We start from the raw sequence: 18,459 nt of genomic DNA, 5'->3' as shown, positions 1-18,459 counted from the left end.
GTTAGGAGAGAGTATGTTTCGTTTAATTATACCGTGTTTGGTATTACTATTATCAGCATGTACCACCAGCAGAGTTGCTGATGATATAGAGCTTAGCCCTTTAAAAACAGTGGCATTAATGCCACTTGTTAATCATGCTCAAACACCGCTTGCAGGTGAGCGTGCTGAAGATATTTTAGCCAGTATTTGGCAACAAAATAAATTACCAACTCTTATACGCGCACCTCGCGTTAACACCAAAGAGCTTCCACCACTGGACGATCAATACCGCTTAGACAATGCTATGCAGTGGTTAAACACTCAACAAGCTGACTATGTATTAACAGGCAGTATTGAAGAGTGGCGCTACAAAGCTGGCCTTGATGGCGAACCCGTTGTTGCACTTACATTATCACTCACTGTAAATGGACAAACAACACCGATTTGGACCGGTACTATTGCTAAAAGTGGTTGGGGCCGCGATAGCATTGCAGCAACAGCACAAGATGTGATTGCCGATTTAATTTCTTATATAGAGGTTAGTGAGTGAAAACACATTTCCTTAGACCAAGAGACGTTCCTGAGCTACAAATATGGGCTGAGGTATTTATATTTACCGCGCTTGCTTTAGGGCTGCCTGTATTATTTAACGCAGAGGACCCATTTTGGACTGAGGGAGGGTTTTCGTGGCCTGTACTTGGCCCACTTTTAGTTTCTCTACGTTATGGCTTTTCAAAAGGCTTTATTAGTATTTTATGTTTGCTTGTTGGCCAACTTTTTTTACTTCAAGCAAATATTTTATCACCACAAAGCGACTTCAATATTAACGCCATGATTGGCTACATTATTGTAATTATGATCACAGGTGAGTTTAGGGATGTGTGGGAGCGCACTAATCAACAACAAAGTATTCAGCTTGAGTACGTAACCGACCGCCTTGAAACATTTACTCGTCAGTATCACTTAATTAATTCATCTCACGATAGAATAGAGCAAATGTTAGCTGGCCATACGTTAAGTTTGCGTGAATCGCTACAAGCAGTAAGAACCTCTATCGGGCTATTAAAAGAAAGAAGACTTGATAGCGCAGCGCAAAAAATAATCGACCTATTCGTTGAATATGGTTTATTAGAAAGAGCGGGCTTATATAAAGTTGAAAACGACACTGTTTTAGAGCCTCCACTTGCCTCTATTGGCCAAATGGGTCAAATAGCTGAAAATGATCCTCTTATATTAGCGATGATTGAAGAAAAAGAATTAGTATCAGTAAAAGACGCAAAAACTGCGTTAGGTATAAGTAAATACCATATGGCAATCCCACTTATCGACGTAAATAATACAATTTATGGCGCTATTTTAGTTGAAAGAGTACAATTTTTTGCGCTTAAAAATACCACTCTTACACTACTTGCTGTTATGGCTGGGCATATTGGCGACCTACTGCGCCATGAAATAACAAACCCAGTAATGACTTATGAAGAGTCTCCATACTTTATTCGCCAAGTTAAACGCGCGAATAAAGAAGCTAAACGATACAACATTCCATCGCAGCTGCTAAAAATAAAAGCCAATAATATTACTGATAAATCGACTCAACTTATGAGTTATTTAAGTGAAGCACGCCGTGGTTTAGACATTTATTTGTATGATAATCAAAATCAGGTATTACTGCTATTAATGCCATTAGCTGATGAACTTGAAAAAGCAGGGTTTATCGCCCGAATGAACACTTGGTGTAAAGAGCGCACTGGTAACACTTTAGCTGAGCTTGATATTGTTATTGAGCAACAACTTGCACTACCAATAAGCTCAGATGATATAAAGAGATTGGTTTCACTTTCATGATTATAATTATTGTAGCGGCTATTTTAGGGTGTATTTGTCAGTACTTTGCACTAATAGAAGTACTGGAAACACCTAATTGGTTTTTAGCTATACTACTGCATGCTATTGCTAGCATCCTTTTTGCTATTGTTAGTTATGTTTTTATACCTAAAAAATACAAAACGACTCCTTATAGCTCTTTGCTACTCATGTTTTTATTATTGTTTACATTACCAGTACTTGGAATTATAGGTGTTGTAGTAGCGCTTACGTTTGCTCTTTGTAAACCTCTCAAAAACGACGAGATAGAAATAGAAGAGCATAAAATACCTGAGCTTCCTTTTGAAGCCAGAGCAATATCAGCAAACCCGACCTATTCTATTGGCGGACTTAAAGCAATTTTGAAGCACGCGAGTGAACCAAATAAACGTTTAAGTGCTGTAATGGCAGCTCGTCACATGAGTGACTCACAAGCTATTCCTATTTTAAAGCTAGCACTTAAAGATTTAGAAGATGATATTCGACTACTCGCCTACTCAACCCTTGATGGTAAAGAAACCAAACTCAACGAAAAAATCAGTTTGTATCAGCAAGAAATAGCCATTACGACTAAGCAGCCTAAATTGAGCCATTTACAAAAACAGCTAGCCGAACTGTATTGGGAACTTAGCTATTTGGGTTTAGCCCAAGGTGCACTGCGTAAATATGTTTTAGAAAAAGCAGAAGCACTTGCAGAGCAAAGTATTGAGCACGTAAAAACACCTGCAACCTTTATATTTTTAGGCCGTATATCTTTAGCCTTAGACAAATACGAAATAGCCCATGAGTACTTACTTAAAGCAACTGAGTTTGGTATGGCAAGGCGTCATGTTCTCCCTTATAAAGCCGAAGTTGCCTTTTGTATGAACAAGTTTGACGACTGTAAACGCTATTTAAAAGAACTCCCAGAACAACCTAAAGGCAGTGAATTACGTCATTTGCAGGAGTATTGGCATGAGTAATAAAAATGCAGACATTTTACTGCTTTTGGAAGGTACCTACCCTTACGTACGTGGTGGTGTATCTAGTTGGGTTCATCAAATAATTGAAGGGTTACCTCATTATAACTTTGAGCTTGTTTTTATAGGTGGAGCACCAGAGCATTATGGCGAGATTCAATATACTTTACCTGAAAACGTTACCAAGCTGCATGTTCATTATTTAGTGGAAAATGATACTTCTGAAATAAAAGCCAAGCATGGGGTTAAATATAAAAAAGAGCTCTTTGATTTCTGGCAACAACTACAAAATTATTTTAGAGATTGTAACGAGCCTATCCCGACTGAATTGTTAAAATTTGCATTTGAAACTTTGGCTAAAAAAGACGGTATTAACGAAGCCGACTTTTTATATAGTGAATCATCGTGGCAAGTGCTCACTAATTACTATTCAACTTTTTGTGATGAATCCTCTTTTATTGACTTTTTTTGGTCATATCGCAATTTATATAAACCGCTATTTAAAATAGCCGAAATTGCACGTGGACTTCCAAAAGTTAAACTTATTCACTCAATATCTACCGGGTATGCTGGTATTTTAGGATCTGGTGCCAGTGTAATAAGCGATACTCCCTTTTTGTTGACCGAACATGGTATTTACACCAAAGAGAGAAAAATAGATCTTATTCAAGCCAGTTGGATCAAAGAGTCTGAACAAAGCCTAGGTAAAAACTTAAATACCGAGATGGGCTTTATTCGCCGAATGTGGATCAGCTTTTTTGAGCAAATAGGCCGAACAACATACCAAGAAGCAGATAAGATCATTTCGCTATACGACGGTAACAGACAGCGCCAAATAAAAGATGGTGCAGCGCCTGAAAAAGCATTTGTTGTTCCTAATGGTATTAAAACAGTGCGCTTTATTGAAGCGCTTGATCAGCGTCCAAAACAGATACCGCCGGTTGTTGGGTTAATTGGACGTGTGGTGCCTATAAAAGATATTAAAACCTTTATACGTGCGATTAAAGAAGCGCAATCGATATTACCAGAGGTCGAAGGCTGGATCATCGGCCCTTATGAAGAAGATCCGCAATATTACAAAGAGTGTGAACTACTTGTAGGCAGCCTTGATTTACAAAACAGTGTTAAGTTTTTAGGTATGCAAGATATTACCAAAATTTTGCCTAAGCTCGGAGTTGTTGCTTTAACCTCAATTTCCGAAGCGCAGCCTTTAGTACTTTTAGAAGCAATGGCGGCCGGTGTGCCTGTACTTGCTAGTGATGTTGGCTCGTGCCGCGAAATAATCGAAGGCGGAACCGATGAAGATAAAGCATTAGGTAAAGCCGGTGAAGTTGTCTCAATTGCTTCACCTAGCGAAACAGCACAACAAATATCAAACATGCTAACAAATGAGCAAGCTTGGCTTGAGTATCAAAAAAGTGGTTTAGACCGCGTACAAAAATTTTATGACGAGAGCCACATGTTTGCCCGCTACGATAAACTTTATAAGGATACAATAGCATGGCCGGAATAGGTTTTGAGATACGAAAAATTCTCAAAAAAAATACCCTGCTCTCAGTTTTCGAAGCATACGGCTACGCAGGTTTAATAGGCTCAGGCCCCTGGCTGCTCTCTATTGTAGCGTTAATGCTAATTGGTATTTTAAGTTTAGGAATTGTATTACCTAAAGTACTTATTATTCAATTTTTAACGCTTGTTACCTACATGATGGCTGCCTCACTTATTTTAACGGGTGGCTTGCAGTTATTACTAACTCGGTTTATTGCCGATTTGTTTTTTCAAAAAGAAGAGGCAAAAGTACTCCCTAATTTACTTGGTGCGCAACTTGTAACAACAATAGCTGCGTTATTGGTGGGCTTAGCTGTATGGCCTATGCTCCCTATACCCGTTGTTACTAAGATTATAATTTTAGGTGCCTTTGTAAGCTTATGTAATCAGTGGCTTGGCGCTATTTTTCTATCCGGTATGAAAGAATACCGGTTAATTTTAATTACCATGCTAAGTGGTTACGCCTTTATGGTATTGCTTGCATATTTATTAAGAGACTGGCAGTTAGACGGCTTATTTTTTGCGTTTTTTGCTGGCGAAGCTCTGCTCTTTTTTAGCTTTTTGTTTATGATTATTCGCCGCTACCCTGGTGAAAAACTTATAAGCTTTGACTTTTTAAGCAATAAAAAAGTGTATTACAGCCTATTCTTTTGTGGTCTGTTTTATAACATTGGTGTATGGGCTGATAAAATCATTTTTTGGTATTCTCCAAGCACATCAATTCAAATTATTGGCACATTAAGAGCAAGCCCAATTTATGACTTACCTATATTTTTGGCTTATTTGTCTATTATTCCCGGTATGGCAGTATTTTTAGTAAAAATGGAAACCGACTTTGTAGAAGAGTACGACCGTTTTTACACCGCTATTCGTGGTGGCTCATCTCTTGAAGAGATCTACATATTAAAAGACAGTATGATCCAAACAGCGCGTGCCGGTTTATACGATATATTTAAAATTCAGGGTATTACCGTTGCCTGCTTGTTATTATGGGGTGAGCAAATACTTACCTTTATCGGCATTGATCCAAACTATAAAACGCTTTTATTTATTGATGTAGTCGGTGTAGGGGTACAAGTTATATTTTTATCTATTTTAAATATTTTGTTTTATTTAGATAAACGCTCAACAGTGCTATTTTTAGCGGGGTTATTTTTGGTAATAAACGTTGTTTTAACTTTGTTATCAATTGCTTTTGGGCCGCAGTTTTATGGTTACGGTTTTGCACTCTCAACTATTATTACCTCTGTTGTTGGCTTATTTTGGCTTTCAAAACAATTTGAAGATTTAGAATACGAAACGTTTATGCTGCAATAGCAGGTTACAAAAACTTAACATAAAGGCTGTAAGCTACAGCCTTTATCGTTACGTTAAAAACTCTAATAAACCGCGCTCAAAGCGACTAAGATACTTTGTTTTACGGGGTAATTTAAAATTGTCGCGCCAATGAGTTTGTTCTGATTTATTTTTCTTACAAAGCTCAATAACATCAGGGTGAATATAAGAATTACGCGCTATTGTTGGCGTATTCCCAAGCTTTGAAGACACTTCATCAAGCATTGTTTTTAATGTAATAGCGCCTTTTGCTTCGTACACTTCTTTAAAAGCAATCACACTTGCTCGCCATGTTCTAAAGTGTTTTGCGCTAAATTCTTCACCCATTATATTTTGAATATACTGATTGATTTCAGTAGAGGTAACGTTAGAGCGCTCCCCCTCTTCTATATATTGAAACAAGTGTTGCCCGGGTAAGTCCTGAAGTTCCTTAATAACACTACTCAATGCTTTATCCGTTATATTTACTTCCCTTTCTTTACCTGACTTTGCACGGTATTTTAATCTAATATTTTTACCTGTTAATTTTGCATGCCTTGATCTTAGGGTTGTCGCACCAAAACTTTTATTTTGTTTTACATTACGTTCATTCCCCACCCGTAGAGCACCTAAATCCATTAATCTAACAATGGCTGCTAAAGTACGTTCATAATCGAGCTCATCACCTTGCAATGCTTCCATTAATTGAGCCCTAAGTAACGGCAGCTTATGTCCAAACACACTACAAGCTTGATACTTTTTAGCATCTTGTTGTTGTGTAAATAATGGATGATACCGGTACTGTTTTCGTCCTTTACTGTCGTAACCTGTTGCTAAAATATGCCCATTTTCTTCAGGGCAAAACCATACACTTTTATAAGCAGGTGGGAACGCGAGTGAATTTAAGCGCTCAATAACGGCCTTCTCTTTAATTATTTTTCCTATTGGGTCAAAATACTGCCAATGTTTGTTTTTTTGCTTTCGGGTAATTCCGGGCAAACTATCATCAACGTAAATCAATTCCATCATTCCTCCTCAAGCATTTAAAAGAGATATTGTTAACTCGCTTAAGCTTATATTTCAAAGCACAGAATGTACCACTTTAAAATAACCTTAAACTGAACGACTTTATTGATATATAATCAAAAATTGAGCAAAAACAAAAATACGATATATATAATGGTTATTATAACTACGCTTATATTCTCCCTTAATTGGGCATGCTGTTTAAAAGGAGCATTCAATGGCTTTTGATTATGGATCGATTGATCTTGGACTAAAAAACCCCTTCAAACTTGAAGGTAAAGTAACAGCTGTAAGAGGACTCATTGAGTCTATAGCGGGTATTAGTTTACTTGTTATTGCTGCGGGCTCAGTAAAAGAAGATACAACCGCTGGATGGATTTTAATGGTGTTTGGCATGCTTATTTTAGCATTCGGCATTCGCTCACTTTCAAGTGGTATTTATGCAACTCTTAAGTATTTTGTAGGCAGAAACCACCCTACTTCACTTGCTTATAACTACAGCAAATCACAAGCATCAACCGCCCAAGAAGAACAAAAAGAAGTAGCCTACACCGCGCAATCACTCGAAGAAATGCTGGTTGGTCGTAAAAACAGTACGTTTAAAGAGCCTAATGGTTTTTTATCACGTTTACTTCACAGCTTAATCCCTAAGTTATTATTCCTACCTTATCCTATTCGTAATGTTGCTCAGCGCTTATTTGGCTCATGGGTAAGTACCCTTGTGGCACTTATTGCTTATGGCCTTGTGGCATTTGTATCTTTATCGGGTTTTACCGGTGAAGCAGGCGAATTAGCATTTCCTGTTTATAGTGCCATATTAATGTTCTACGTGCTTTTTTCGTGGCGCTCTACGGGTAAACCTATTTCTAGAAACGCTGAAAAAAATATTGAAGCACTTGGTACCGGTGCACTCGCTAAAATTATTTCTTTATCTTTTATTCTACCAATCGCTATTGGCCTTTCTATGTCATGGCTGATGAAAGAACAACACATTAGCAAACAAGAAATAGATAGCTGGATTGAGCAACTACCTAGTCTTCATGCTGGCATGTACTTAATTGCGATTATTGTATTAGCCACTCTAAGCTGCGCAATTGCTTTTATTATGATTAAAGCGCGTTTAAATGCAGTTACCCCTTCTGCTGAAGTATCAGAACTACGTGAAAACTGGCAAGAGTCTGTTCATCCAGACGAAATTTTTATAAACCTAGACAATCTAGTAATGGCTAACCGTCGTTATAAAGAAGTACCTAACAGAGTTTATCGCGAATTAGATCCTAAGCTTCAAGAACAAATTGAAGGTAAAGGCGGTTTTAAAGGTGAAATGATCCAAGAGATTCAACCTAAACTGCACTCAATAGACTTAGGTAAAAACTTTACGCTAGCAAGGTTACTTGCTTTAGTAAGTGGTAACTTGCTTTATATTATAGCTTTAGCGTTTACTGTGTTTTTAGCGTATTCGTTTATTAATATTTATCATTACGTTGACGCTGCAAATATTAGTAGCTTTAAACAAGCATTTAATAACCAGCATGTTATTCAATTTAGTGAGCTATTAATGACAAGCTTTCACTTATTGCTAATAGGTATACTTATTAAAGCATTTGCGCAATTGCTTACAAATACAGCTCATCTATTTTTTGCTGAAATGCAGTTTGAATCACTACTAGTGTACTTTAAATGCGAAGGCACATTTACTGAGTCTAAAATATCAACAGGTACTGGTATTCACGATAGTACTCGCTCAGAAAATACGTTAGTACGCAGTAGCATAACGCCTTGGATTATTGTTTCTCGTGTTATTTCTACTACGTTTGCAGCAACAGGTATGAAAAATCTTGAACATCCTCGCCATATTATGGAAATGCATAAAGACGAAGGACAATTACAAGCAATCAAAAAAGACGTTATCGCGTTCTTGAAAGACCGTGAATCTATCGCCTCAATCACCAGTGAGCGTGATTTAGGTAATGCGTCACAAATACATCAATTAAACCAGCAAACGCGTGCTATACCTACTCAGCAAGCGATAGCTAAAGATGACGAAGAAGCTGCAGGGTATTTAAGACAAGAAGAAAACTTATCTCCCGAGCCAAAGGGTTAATTAACTTAAACTCTGGATTATTAGTATTAATGCCACCTTGTAAATTAGGTGGCATTTTTTTATCCTTTATTAACCTCTATTCAATACCTTTTAACTTTACTACCTCTTTTATACTCAACAACATGATTAATATTGGATTAGTCCACAAAGCCCTTGCTTTATGTGCCAAAACACAAATAATGAAGTATTAATCACAGGGTAAGAATGAGGACAATGAGCTATATACTAACCACCCAATGTGCTGACGACGTAGGCTTAATAGCTAAAATCACAGGGCTTTGTCATAAAAATAATTTAAATATTACGCGTAACAACGAGTTTGTAGATAAAGACGCACAGCGATTTTTTATGCGCACAGAGCTTACAGGCGAGCCACAAAGCGACTTTTTAGATCAACTACGCGCACTGTTGCCACAAGGCGCTAAACTTGCCCTACATTGCGGTGCAAAAACTAAAGTAGTTTTACTTGCAACTAAAGAAGCCCATTGTTTAGGTGGTATGTTGCTAAAGCAATTTGAACAAACTCTTAATATTGAAGTATTAGCAGTTATTGCTAACTACGCTGATTTAGAGCCTTTAGCAAAAGGGTTTGATGTGCCGTTTCATGTTGTATCGCACGAAGGACTAACTCGTAGCGAGCACGATCAAAAAGTAGGTGATTTAATTGCCAGCTACAACCCTGATATTATTGGTCTTGCCAAATACATGCGTATTTTAAGCCCTGAATTTGTGGGTCGCTTTGAAGGCAAAATAATTAATATTCATCATTCATTTTTACCCGCATTTATTGGTGCTAAACCTTATCATCAAGCATTTGAGCGCGGCGTAAAAATCATTGGTGCTACCGCTCACTTTGTGAATAATGAGCTTGATGAAGGCCCTATTATTTTGCAGGATGTAACAAGCGTTACACATGCTAATACCGCCGAAATGATGGCTAAAATGGGTAAAGATGTAGAGAAAACAGTGTTTTGTAAAGCACTCCAACTTGCATCAGAGCATAAGCTATTTATTAATGGTAATAAAACTGTAGTGTTTTCTTAGCATTGTACCAATTCGCTTAATTAAGTAGTTTATTTTGAGGTAATAAAACAGTGTTGATAACAAAGTATGCATTTTGTTATTAACCTGAATTCTGATTAATTATTCTACACATAAAAATATGCCAGCATTGTTGCTGGCATTTTTTTGCTCATAAATAAGCAAGTGACTTTTTAAATGTAAATTATACCTGCTCTATTGGTTCGAGTTTTAATTTAGCGGCAATTAAAACGGCTTGGGTACGATTGTACACGCCGAGTTTTCTAAATATGGCTGTAATGTGTGCTTTTACTGTTGCTTCTGATATGTGCAGTTCATAAGCAATTTGCTTATTAAGTAAACCTTCGTGCAGATATTGCAGCACTCGGTATTGTTGAGGTGTTAATGAGGCAACTTGCGCTGCTATTTCTCGGTCTTCACCTTCAATTTCAGCTACTTTGTTTTTTAACTCTTTTGGTAGCCATGTATCGCCTTCAAGTATTTGGTTAATTGCACTGGCAATATCATCAGACGATGACGATTTAGGAATAAAACCCATAGCGCCGTAACCCATTACTTTAGAAACTATATTAGCGTCTTCACTACCCGAAACAACGGCAATAGGTAAGCTTGGGTATTCTTCTCTAATACGAATAAGACCATATAAATCACCATTACCTGGCATGTGAAGGTCTAGCAGTAATATATCAAGATCCTCTTGCTCGCTTAACACTTGCAGTGTGCTGTCAAAATCGGATGATTCAAAAACCTCTAAACCTTCAAATTTTGCGCTCAATGCGCCCTTTAGTGCTTCACGAAATAACGGATGGTCGTCCGCTATTAAAAACTGACTCATGGTTCACTCCTAATAAATTCGGCTGCCAGTTAGGTATAAAACCCTTACTGACAGCCGATATACTACGTTTAGAATCAACTTGTAATCAAGTTTTTAACGCACATTTAACGATTTAATCTGTTCTCGATTAGTTCATCGACTACAGATGGATCTGCAAGCGTTGACGTATCACCGAGTTGTTGGTGCTCATTTGCAGCGATTTTACGTAAAATACGACGCATAATCTTACCTGAGCGTGTTTTAGGTAAACCTGGAGACCATTGAATCATATCTGGCGATGCTATTGGGCTAAGCTCTTTACGAACCCAGTTACGTACCTCTTTGGTTAACTCATCGCTTACTGTTACACCTTCGTTAGGCGTAATATAAACATAAATACCTTGGCCTTTAATATCATGCGGGTAACCCACTACTGCAGCTTCTGCTACTGCTTCGTGTGCAACTAACGCACTTTCAATTTCAGCAGTACCTAAGCGATGACCTGATACGTTAAGTACATCGTCCACACGTCCTGTGATCCAGTAATAACCATCTTCATCACGACGACAACCATCACCTGTAAAGTAAACACCTGGGTAAGCGCTAAAATAAGTTTGTTCAAAACGCTCATGGTCGCCATAAACAGTTCGCGCTTGCGATGGCCAGCTATCTAAAATAACTAAATTACCGTCCACAGCACCTTCAAGGTTATCCCCCTCAGCATCAAATAATGCTGGCGCAATACCAAAAAATGGATGGGTTGCAGAGCCAGGCTTTGTATCAGTTGCACCCGGTAAAGGCGTAATCATTATGCCACCGGTTTCTGTTTGCCACCACGTATCAACAATCGGACAATTAGATTTACCAATACTCTCGTAATACCACGTCCATGCTTCTGGATTTATTGGCTCACCCACCGAGCCTAAAATACGTAAACTATCGCGATTTGACGAAGCAGTTGGCTCATCACCTTTCGCCATTAGCGCACGAATTGCTGTAGGCGCAGTATATAAAATAGTTACACCGTGTTTATCAACAATTTCGCCCATACGTCCTGCAGTTGGATAAGTTGGTACACCTTCAAATAATACTTGTGTACAACCGTTTACTAATGGCCCGTATGCAATGTAACTGTGGCCTGTGATCCAACCTACATCGGCACTACACCAATACACATCGTCTTCTTTTAAATCAAATACGTATTCATGTGTCATTGATGAGTAAACTAAGTAGCCACCAGTAGTATGCACAACCCCCTTCGGCTGACCTGTTGAACCTGACGTATATAGAATAAACAATGGATCTTCAGCGTTCATTGGCTCTGGTTCACACTTTGCTGGTAAATCAGCAACTAGGTCATGCCACCATATATCGTGCTCATTCCAATCAACTTCACCGCCGGTTAATTGGTGCACAATAACATGCTCAATTGAGGTTACAGTTTCTTGCGCTACCGCTTCATCTACATTTGCTTTTAATGGAACACAATTACCCGCTCTGCGCCCTTCATCTGAAGTAATAACGACCTTGGCACCCGAATCTCGAATACGATCTGCAATCGCAGAAGGTGAAAAGCCACCAAATACAACCGAATGAATAGCACCAATACGTGCACAAGCTTGCATTGCATAAACAGCTTGAGGCGTCATAGGCATATAAATCGCTACACGGTCACCTTTTTGAACACCTAGCTTTTTTAAACCATTGGCAAACTTGGCTACTTCATCATGCAATTGTTGATAAGTAATATTCTCACTTTGAGATGGGCTGTCACCTTCCCAAATAAGCGCCGTTTTATCTGCTTTGGTTTTTAAGTGACGATCGATACAATTGTACGAAGCATTAAGGTAGCCATCCTCATACCATTTAATATTTATATGGCCTTTGTCGAATGATGTGTTTTTAACTTTTGTATAAGGGGTAGACCAATCAAGACGTTTGCCATGCTCACGCCAAAAACTTTCTGGGTCATCAATAGATTGCTTGTAAAGCGTATTATATTTATTTTTATCTACAAGAGTCGCATCTTTAATATGCGCAGGAACTGGATAGATACTTTGTGACATCTTAGTCTCCATTTAAATTACTTGCCTTAAGCTTTTATCAAGGATTACTCAGCAGTGCTACATTAAGTATTAGACCTTAGTTGTACACCCCTTCAATTTCCTCATTTGTAGTTTATAATCCTTCTGCTTTCAATTTTTTTACATAAATAATACAACGCGTTAAATGTAAGTAAATACAAACTAATCTGCTCTCAAACCTTAGTCTTATAGACCAATAGGTAATTGAGTAAATATTGCACATATTCAACAGTGTCTCGTACTCTAATAAAGATATTTTGTTGTACTTACTAAAATGCTTTATTTAACGAATGAAAATAGAAAGTGAATTGAAAGCCAAATTAACAACCCTTTTTATTCGTAAGTAATACTCGTAGCAAGTAATACAAATATCTATGAAAAAAAAGTAATAAATAACAAGTAGCCTATAAAGGACACCACAATGAAATTTACCCCATTAAAAACATTGGCAGCAAGCGCTGTACTATGTGCACTATCAAGTACTGCATACGCGGCAACTGCTGCAAAAATTGGTGATACCGAATTTACTTACGGTGGATACATTAAACTCGACTCTATGTGGAGTGATTATTCAGCGGGTGCGCCTGCAGGTTCAAACGTAGGTCGTGACTTTTACGTACCAAGTACGCTAACAGTTGGCGACGATAACAGCTCAGATGCTGTGTTTGATATGCATGCTCGCGAGTCACGCTTTAACTTTGGCACAGCCACTGTTATGGATAACGGTAAGACCGTTAACACTAAAATTGAGATTGATTTTTTAGCCTCAGCTGCTGGCGGCAATGAACGTGTATCAAACTCTTATGCTCCACGTATTCGCCATGCGTTTGTGACATACGACGGTTGGTTATTTGGTCAAACATGGTCTAACTTTCAAAACGTGGGTGCCCTTGCTGAAACGCTTGATTTTGTAGGCCCAGCTGAAGGCACTATATTTGTTCGACAATCGCAAATTAAATATACCACTGGCGCATGGTCTTTCTCATTAGAAAACCCAGAAAGTACAATTTCTACTACTAGCGGTATGGTAGTAACTGATGATGCATCATTGCCTGACTTTACAGCTCGTTACACACACAAAGCTGATTGGGGTAACATTGTTGTTGCAGCGCTTGCTCGCCAACTAACTTATAAAGTAGGCAGTGTTGATGCAGATGAAACATCTTTTGGTATTAGTGCGTCGGGTAAAATAAACCTTGGTGAAGACAACCTTAAATTTATGCTTACTCAAGGTAAAGGCTTAGGCCGTTACGTAGGCTTAAACGTTGCTCACGGCGCAGTACTTAATGGCGATGAACTAGATGCCATTGATTCGACTTCTGGTTTTGTTGCTTACCAGCACAAGTGGACAAGCCAATGGCGTTCAACGTTCTTATACTCTTTCTTCTCTGCTGATAACAACACTGATTTATTAGCTATTTCTGGTGATCCGACTGAATCAAGCCAAAGCTATAGCGCTAACATTTTATATTCCCCTGTTAAACGCCTAACATTTGGAGCTGAGCTAAAACATGCTGAGCGTGAAACTGAAAGTGGCGTAGATGGCGATTTAGATCGTTTACAGTTCTCTGTTAAATACTCTTTTTAATAACTAAAAAGCTAACTACTTTAAATAAGCGGCCTAGGCCGCTTTTTTTATAAGGGGTATTAAGTTCTATATAATTCATCAATTCGTACCCATAATCTCTTTATGTGACGCTAAAATCCAACAAAATAGAATAATAATAGGTAAAAACACATAACTCAATTGCAAATCGATATCATTTAGATTAAGTTACGCACTTCTTTTTGAACTAACTGGAAAAACTTATGTCGTCCCCTCAAGTTTTGCGTTTATCTAAATTAAGCTTTGCTACTTCTTTAATTCTATCTGGTTATGCACTTGCTGATGAAGCAACTGTAAAAGATGAACCTCTCGAAAAAATTGCGGTATATGGTCAACATCACAAAAACTACATAACAGAAGAAGCGCAATCAGCTACCAAACTAGGTTTAACAATTAAAGAAACACCACAGTCAATCTCGGTAGTATCACGCGCATTAATGGACGACTTTTCACTAGACGATATAAACTCAGTACTTGAAAGCACCCCCGGCGTAACAGTAGAGCAAATAGAAACAGATCGTACTTACTTTAAAGCTCGTGGCTTTGAAATTACTAACTTTCAAGTTGATGGCTTAGGTATTCCACAAAGCTCTGGATCTATTCAAGGCAGCCTTGATACTTCAATTTATGACCGTGTAGAAATAGTTCGTGGCGCTAATGGCTTAATGACCGGTGCCGGTAATCCTTCTGCAACTGTAAATATGGTTTTAAAGAAACCAACTTACACAACACAAGCAAATGCATCAGCCTCGTATGGCTCATGGAATAAAAAACGTTTAGATTTAGATGTATCTACGCCAATAAATGAAGAACACGCCGTACGTGCTGTATTTACAAAGCAAAAAGCTGATTCATACCTAGATCGCTACGAAACAGATAAAACAATTATTTATTTAGCCTACGAAGGCAAATTAACAGACAGCACATTATTAAGCGTTAACTACGTTAACCAACAAAAAGATGCTGATAGCCCACTTTGGGGGGCACTACCTCTTTATTACACCGACGGCTCACCAACTAACTATGACGAATCAACCAGTACTGCTGCTGATTGGTCTTACTGGGATAACAGTGCAGAGCAAGTATATGTAACGCTTGAACAAAACTTATCAGCAACATGGGTGGCTAGAGCACGCTATGCTCACATCGAAAACAAGCAAAACTCAGAGCTGTTCTACGTATACGGTACCCCTGATAAAGATACTGAACTTGGTTTAACAGGTTATGCTAGCCGTTATGATTACGAAGATAAGCATGACTTATTTGATTTATACGCCAGTGGTAAGTTTGATTTATTTAATCAAGAGCACGACCTATCATTTGGTGTTAGCCAAGCTAAAATGGATTACAACGAGCAGTCTCTTTACGATTACACTACAGGCAATGGTTTTCCAGATATGCCATCACTTAAAACGTGGGATGGTGTAGTACCAAAGGCAACACTTGCTGATGGCGTAAATGGTAGTGATATTACTAACGAGCAAAAATCAGCTTACATATCTACTCGCATTAAATTAAGTGAGCCTTTAAGTGTGCTCGCTGGCGTGCGTTATACCGATTGGGAAACAAAAGGCACAGCCTATGGCGTTGCTCAAACTCGAAGTGACTCTGAGCTAATACCGTACATTGGTACAGTGTACGACTTTAACGAATCTCTATCGGCTTATGCAAGCTATACAGAAACATTTGTACCGCAAAAAGAACTAGACATAAATGCCAATCAACTACCTGCTGTTACTGGCAAAAGTAGCGAAATAGGTGTCAAAGCACAGCTTCTAGACGACCAGTTATTTGTAACGTTTGCTTATTTTGATGCAAAACAAGATGGCCTTGCTGTTGCTATAGCTAACTCATTACCAAGTGATACGCGTTATTATGCAGCTGATGGCATTAGTAGTAATGGTTTTGAAGTAGAGTTAAGTGGTAAATTTACAGATGATTTAAGTGCAAGTATTAGCTTTAGTAATTTAAATATTGATGGTGATGATTTAGTAAAAGATTACACACCAGAAAACCAACTTAAAGTGGCCGCAACCTACCAAGTGCCTTTAGTTGATGGCTTATCATTTGGTGCAAACTATCGCTGGCAGGATTCAACTAGCCGAGTTCAAGTTAAAGATGCTAATGGTATTGCAAGTGTTACTACCAACCAAGATGCATACGGGTTACTTGATTTAATGGCCACTTACAAAATTACAGATAACGTAGGAGTCACTTTCAACGTTAATAACACCACAGGTGAAAAATATTTGCACAGCCTATACTGGGAACAAGGTTACTACGGTGCACCGCGTAACTACGCTCTATCTGTAAATTGGCAGTTATAAATATATTTGATTAATTAAAGGCTGTAGATTTTTGCGGTTAAATTAAAAAACGACACATTTTTAATGTGTCGTTTTTATTTTTATCCGCTTTAAGTTTTTAACAACAAAAAAACGCTAATCATTACTGATTAACGCTTTTTAAAGCTCGGGTCAAATCAAGCTTAAAAACTCATTTGAGGCTGTTAAAGATCAGCGTCATCGCCCAACTTATCTTCACCATCATCTGGTTCAATAGTTGCTTTTAATAAAAGCATTTCGCGTAACTTGCCTTCAATCTCATCTGCAATTTCTGGGTTTTCTTTCAAAAACTTAATTGAGTTAGATTTACCTTGGCCAACCTTGTTGCCACAGTAGCTATACCAAGCACCAGCTTTTTCAACAATTTTATGCTTAACGCCTAGGTCAATTAGCTCGCCTTGCTTAGAAATACCTTCACCATACATGATGATAAATTCAGCTTGTTTAAACGGCGGCGCTACTTTGTTTTTAACAATTTTAACGCGAGTTTCGTTACCAACAACTTCATCGCCTTCTTTAACAGAACCAATACGACGAATATCAATACGTACCGATGCGTAGAACTTAAGTGCATTACCACCCGTTGTTGTTTCTGGGTTACCAAACATAACACCAATTTTCATACGGATTTGGTTAATGAAAATACATAACGTGTTAGAGCGTTTAATGTTACCAGTAAGCTTACGTAATGCTTGCGACATTAAACGTGCTTGTAAGCCCATGTGCGAGTCGCCCATGTCGCCTTCAATTTCAGCTTTTGGTGTAAGTGCAGCAACCGAGTCAATTACAACAACGTCTACCGCGCTTGAGCGCACTAACATGTCACAAATTTCTAATGCTTGCTCACCGGTATCTGGTTGCGATACAAAAAGCTCATCAATGTTAACACCAAGCTTTTGTGCATAAACTGGATCTAGAGCATGCTCAGCATCAATAAAGGCACATGTTTTGCCTTCTTTTTGCGCTTCAGCGATAACTTGTAAAGTAAGCGTTGTTTTACCAGATGACTCAGGTCCGTATACTTCAACAATACGTCCCATAGGTAAACCACCTATGCCTAAAGCAATATCAATACCTAATGAGCCTGTAGATACAGATTCAATGTTTAACGCTTTGTTATCACCCAATTTCATAATTGAGCCTTTACCAAATTGACGTTCAATTTGTGATAGTGCAGCGTCCAACGCTTTTTGTTTGTTATCGTTCATTTTATTCTCCAAATCCAGCTAATGGAATCAAGTATACTGTATGAAATCACAGTATCAAGCTAATTTTTTTATTTTATCTCATCTATTACACTTTTCAATGCAAATACAATAGCTTGCAGTCTAACTTGAGCCCTATCGCCAGAGAATACTTGTTTAAAGGTCAGTACTTTGTCATTAATTTGTATGCCAAACCACACAAGTCCCACAGGTTTACCTTCTGTTGCCCCGCCAGGTCCTGCAATACCCGATACAGCTATAGATATATTTGCATTTGTTGCTTTAATAGCACCTAATGCCATTTCACGCACTGTTTGTTCGCTCACAGCACCGTACTTTGCTAATGTGCTTGCACTTACATTTAGCAAATCTTGCTTTGCTTGGTTGCTGTAAGTCACAAATGCGCGGTCAATATAAGCAGAGCTTCCGGGCGTATCTGTAAGGGCATAACTCACTCCGCCACCAGTACATGACTCAGCACTAGTGATCCATAAGCATTTATCCGTTAAAATAGCGCCTAATTGCGCAGCAAGTGTTTTAATCTCTTGATGTAATTCCATATTCAGCCTTT

At 38.3% G+C, this 18,459-nt stretch carries 14 protein-coding genes; 9 read left to right on the top strand and 5 right to left on the bottom strand.

What is annotated here, in order from left to right; translation table 11 throughout:
• Nucleotides 1-13: 13 nt before the first annotated feature.
• From I6E82_RS10040 to pelG, 5 genes are read left to right on the top strand one after another with little or no spacing between them, the layout of a single operon-like run.
• Complete coding sequence (locus I6E82_RS10040) at nucleotides 14-529, top strand: protein PelC (protein ID WP_197117784.1); 516 nt, start codon at nucleotides 14-16, stop codon at nucleotides 527-529.
• Nucleotides 526-1,824 (top strand): PelD GGDEF domain-containing protein, encoded by a 1,299-nt coding sequence (locus tag I6E82_RS19935; RefSeq protein ID WP_007584806.1) that lies wholly within the window; start codon nucleotides 526-528, stop codon nucleotides 1,822-1,824. Before I6E82_RS10040 ends, I6E82_RS19935 begins: the two co-directional genes overlap by 4 nt.
• Entirely contained in the window at nucleotides 1,821-2,804 is a 984-nt protein-coding gene (locus I6E82_RS10030; protein ID WP_197117782.1) for a HEAT repeat domain-containing protein, read from the top strand. Before I6E82_RS19935 ends, I6E82_RS10030 begins: the two co-directional genes overlap by 4 nt.
• Nucleotides 2,797-4,314 (top strand): GT4 family glycosyltransferase PelF, encoded by a 1,518-nt coding sequence (gene pelF / locus I6E82_RS10025; RefSeq protein ID WP_197117780.1) that lies wholly within the window; start codon nucleotides 2,797-2,799, stop codon nucleotides 4,312-4,314. The genes I6E82_RS10030 and pelF overlap by 8 nt, the downstream gene beginning before the upstream one ends.
• Nucleotides 4,302-5,666, top strand: coding sequence for an exopolysaccharide Pel transporter PelG (pelG, locus tag I6E82_RS10020; protein ID WP_024591494.1), 1,365 nt, complete (start codon nucleotides 4,302-4,304; stop codon nucleotides 5,664-5,666). Before pelF ends, pelG begins: the two co-directional genes overlap by 13 nt.
• A gap of 48 nt (nucleotides 5,667-5,714) precedes the next feature.
• Here the strand turns inward: pelG and I6E82_RS10015 are convergent, their stop codons facing one another.
• On the bottom strand, nucleotides 5,715-6,689 hold the full coding sequence (locus tag I6E82_RS10015; RefSeq protein WP_197117778.1) for a DNA topoisomerase IB: 975 nt from the start codon (nucleotides 6,687-6,689) through the stop codon (nucleotides 5,715-5,717).
• 217 nt (nucleotides 6,690-6,906) lie between these two features.
• Here I6E82_RS10015 and I6E82_RS10010 point away from each other — a divergent pair, with 217 nt between their 5' ends.
• On the top strand, nucleotides 6,907-8,793 hold the full coding sequence (locus I6E82_RS10010; RefSeq protein ID WP_165726511.1) for a hypothetical protein: 1,887 nt from the start codon (nucleotides 6,907-6,909) through the stop codon (nucleotides 8,791-8,793).
• 213 nt (nucleotides 8,794-9,006) lie between these two features.
• Complete coding sequence (purU, locus tag I6E82_RS10005; RefSeq protein WP_007584800.1) at nucleotides 9,007-9,837, top strand: formyltetrahydrofolate deformylase; 831 nt, start codon at nucleotides 9,007-9,009, stop codon at nucleotides 9,835-9,837.
• Nucleotides 9,838-10,018: 181 nt separating this feature from the next.
• Here the strand turns inward: purU and I6E82_RS10000 are convergent, their stop codons facing one another.
• Both I6E82_RS10000 and acs read right to left on the bottom strand, forming a co-directional pair.
• Nucleotides 10,019-10,669, bottom strand: coding sequence for a response regulator transcription factor (locus I6E82_RS10000; protein ID WP_197117776.1), 651 nt, complete (start codon nucleotides 10,667-10,669; stop codon nucleotides 10,019-10,021).
• Between the two features lie 104 nt (nucleotides 10,670-10,773).
• The gene (gene acs / locus I6E82_RS09995) at nucleotides 10,774-12,714 is read right to left on the bottom strand and encodes an acetate--CoA ligase (protein ID WP_197117774.1); all 1,941 of its coding nucleotides are present in this window, start codon (nucleotides 12,712-12,714) and stop codon (nucleotides 10,774-10,776) included.
• Between the two features lie 439 nt (nucleotides 12,715-13,153).
• Here acs and I6E82_RS09990 point away from each other — a divergent pair, with 439 nt between their 5' ends.
• Together I6E82_RS09990 and I6E82_RS09985 are read left to right on the top strand one after the other, a co-directional pair.
• Nucleotides 13,154-14,320 carry a DcaP family trimeric outer membrane transporter gene (locus I6E82_RS09990; protein WP_010554447.1) on the top strand — a complete coding sequence of 389 codons (1,167 nt, stop codon included), beginning with the start codon at nucleotides 13,154-13,156 and terminating at the stop codon, nucleotides 14,318-14,320.
• Between the two features lie 221 nt (nucleotides 14,321-14,541).
• The gene (locus I6E82_RS09985; RefSeq protein ID WP_165722863.1) at nucleotides 14,542-16,665 is read left to right on the top strand and encodes a TonB-dependent siderophore receptor; all 2,124 of its coding nucleotides are present in this window, start codon (nucleotides 14,542-14,544) and stop codon (nucleotides 16,663-16,665) included.
• A 182-nt stretch (nucleotides 16,666-16,847) separates the two neighbouring features.
• Here the strand turns inward: I6E82_RS09985 and recA are convergent, their stop codons facing one another.
• A complete protein-coding gene (gene recA, locus I6E82_RS09980) occupies nucleotides 16,848-17,891 on the bottom strand; it encodes a recombinase RecA (RefSeq protein WP_024591486.1) in 1,044 nt (347 codons plus the stop codon).
• 68 nt (nucleotides 17,892-17,959) lie between these two features.
• The gene (locus I6E82_RS09975; protein ID WP_024591485.1) at nucleotides 17,960-18,448 is read right to left on the bottom strand and encodes a CinA family protein; all 489 of its coding nucleotides are present in this window, start codon (nucleotides 18,446-18,448) and stop codon (nucleotides 17,960-17,962) included.
• Nucleotides 18,449-18,459: the final 11 nt, after the last annotated feature.

Source organism: Pseudoalteromonas sp. NZS11 (genome assembly GCF_015864765.1).
In the GTDB taxonomy this organism is placed as follows: domain Bacteria; phylum Pseudomonadota; class Gammaproteobacteria; order Enterobacterales; family Alteromonadaceae; genus Pseudoalteromonas; species Pseudoalteromonas arctica.
The sequence above is the reverse complement of the archived record's forward strand: the minus strand, read 5'-3'. Positions and strand labels throughout refer to the sequence as shown.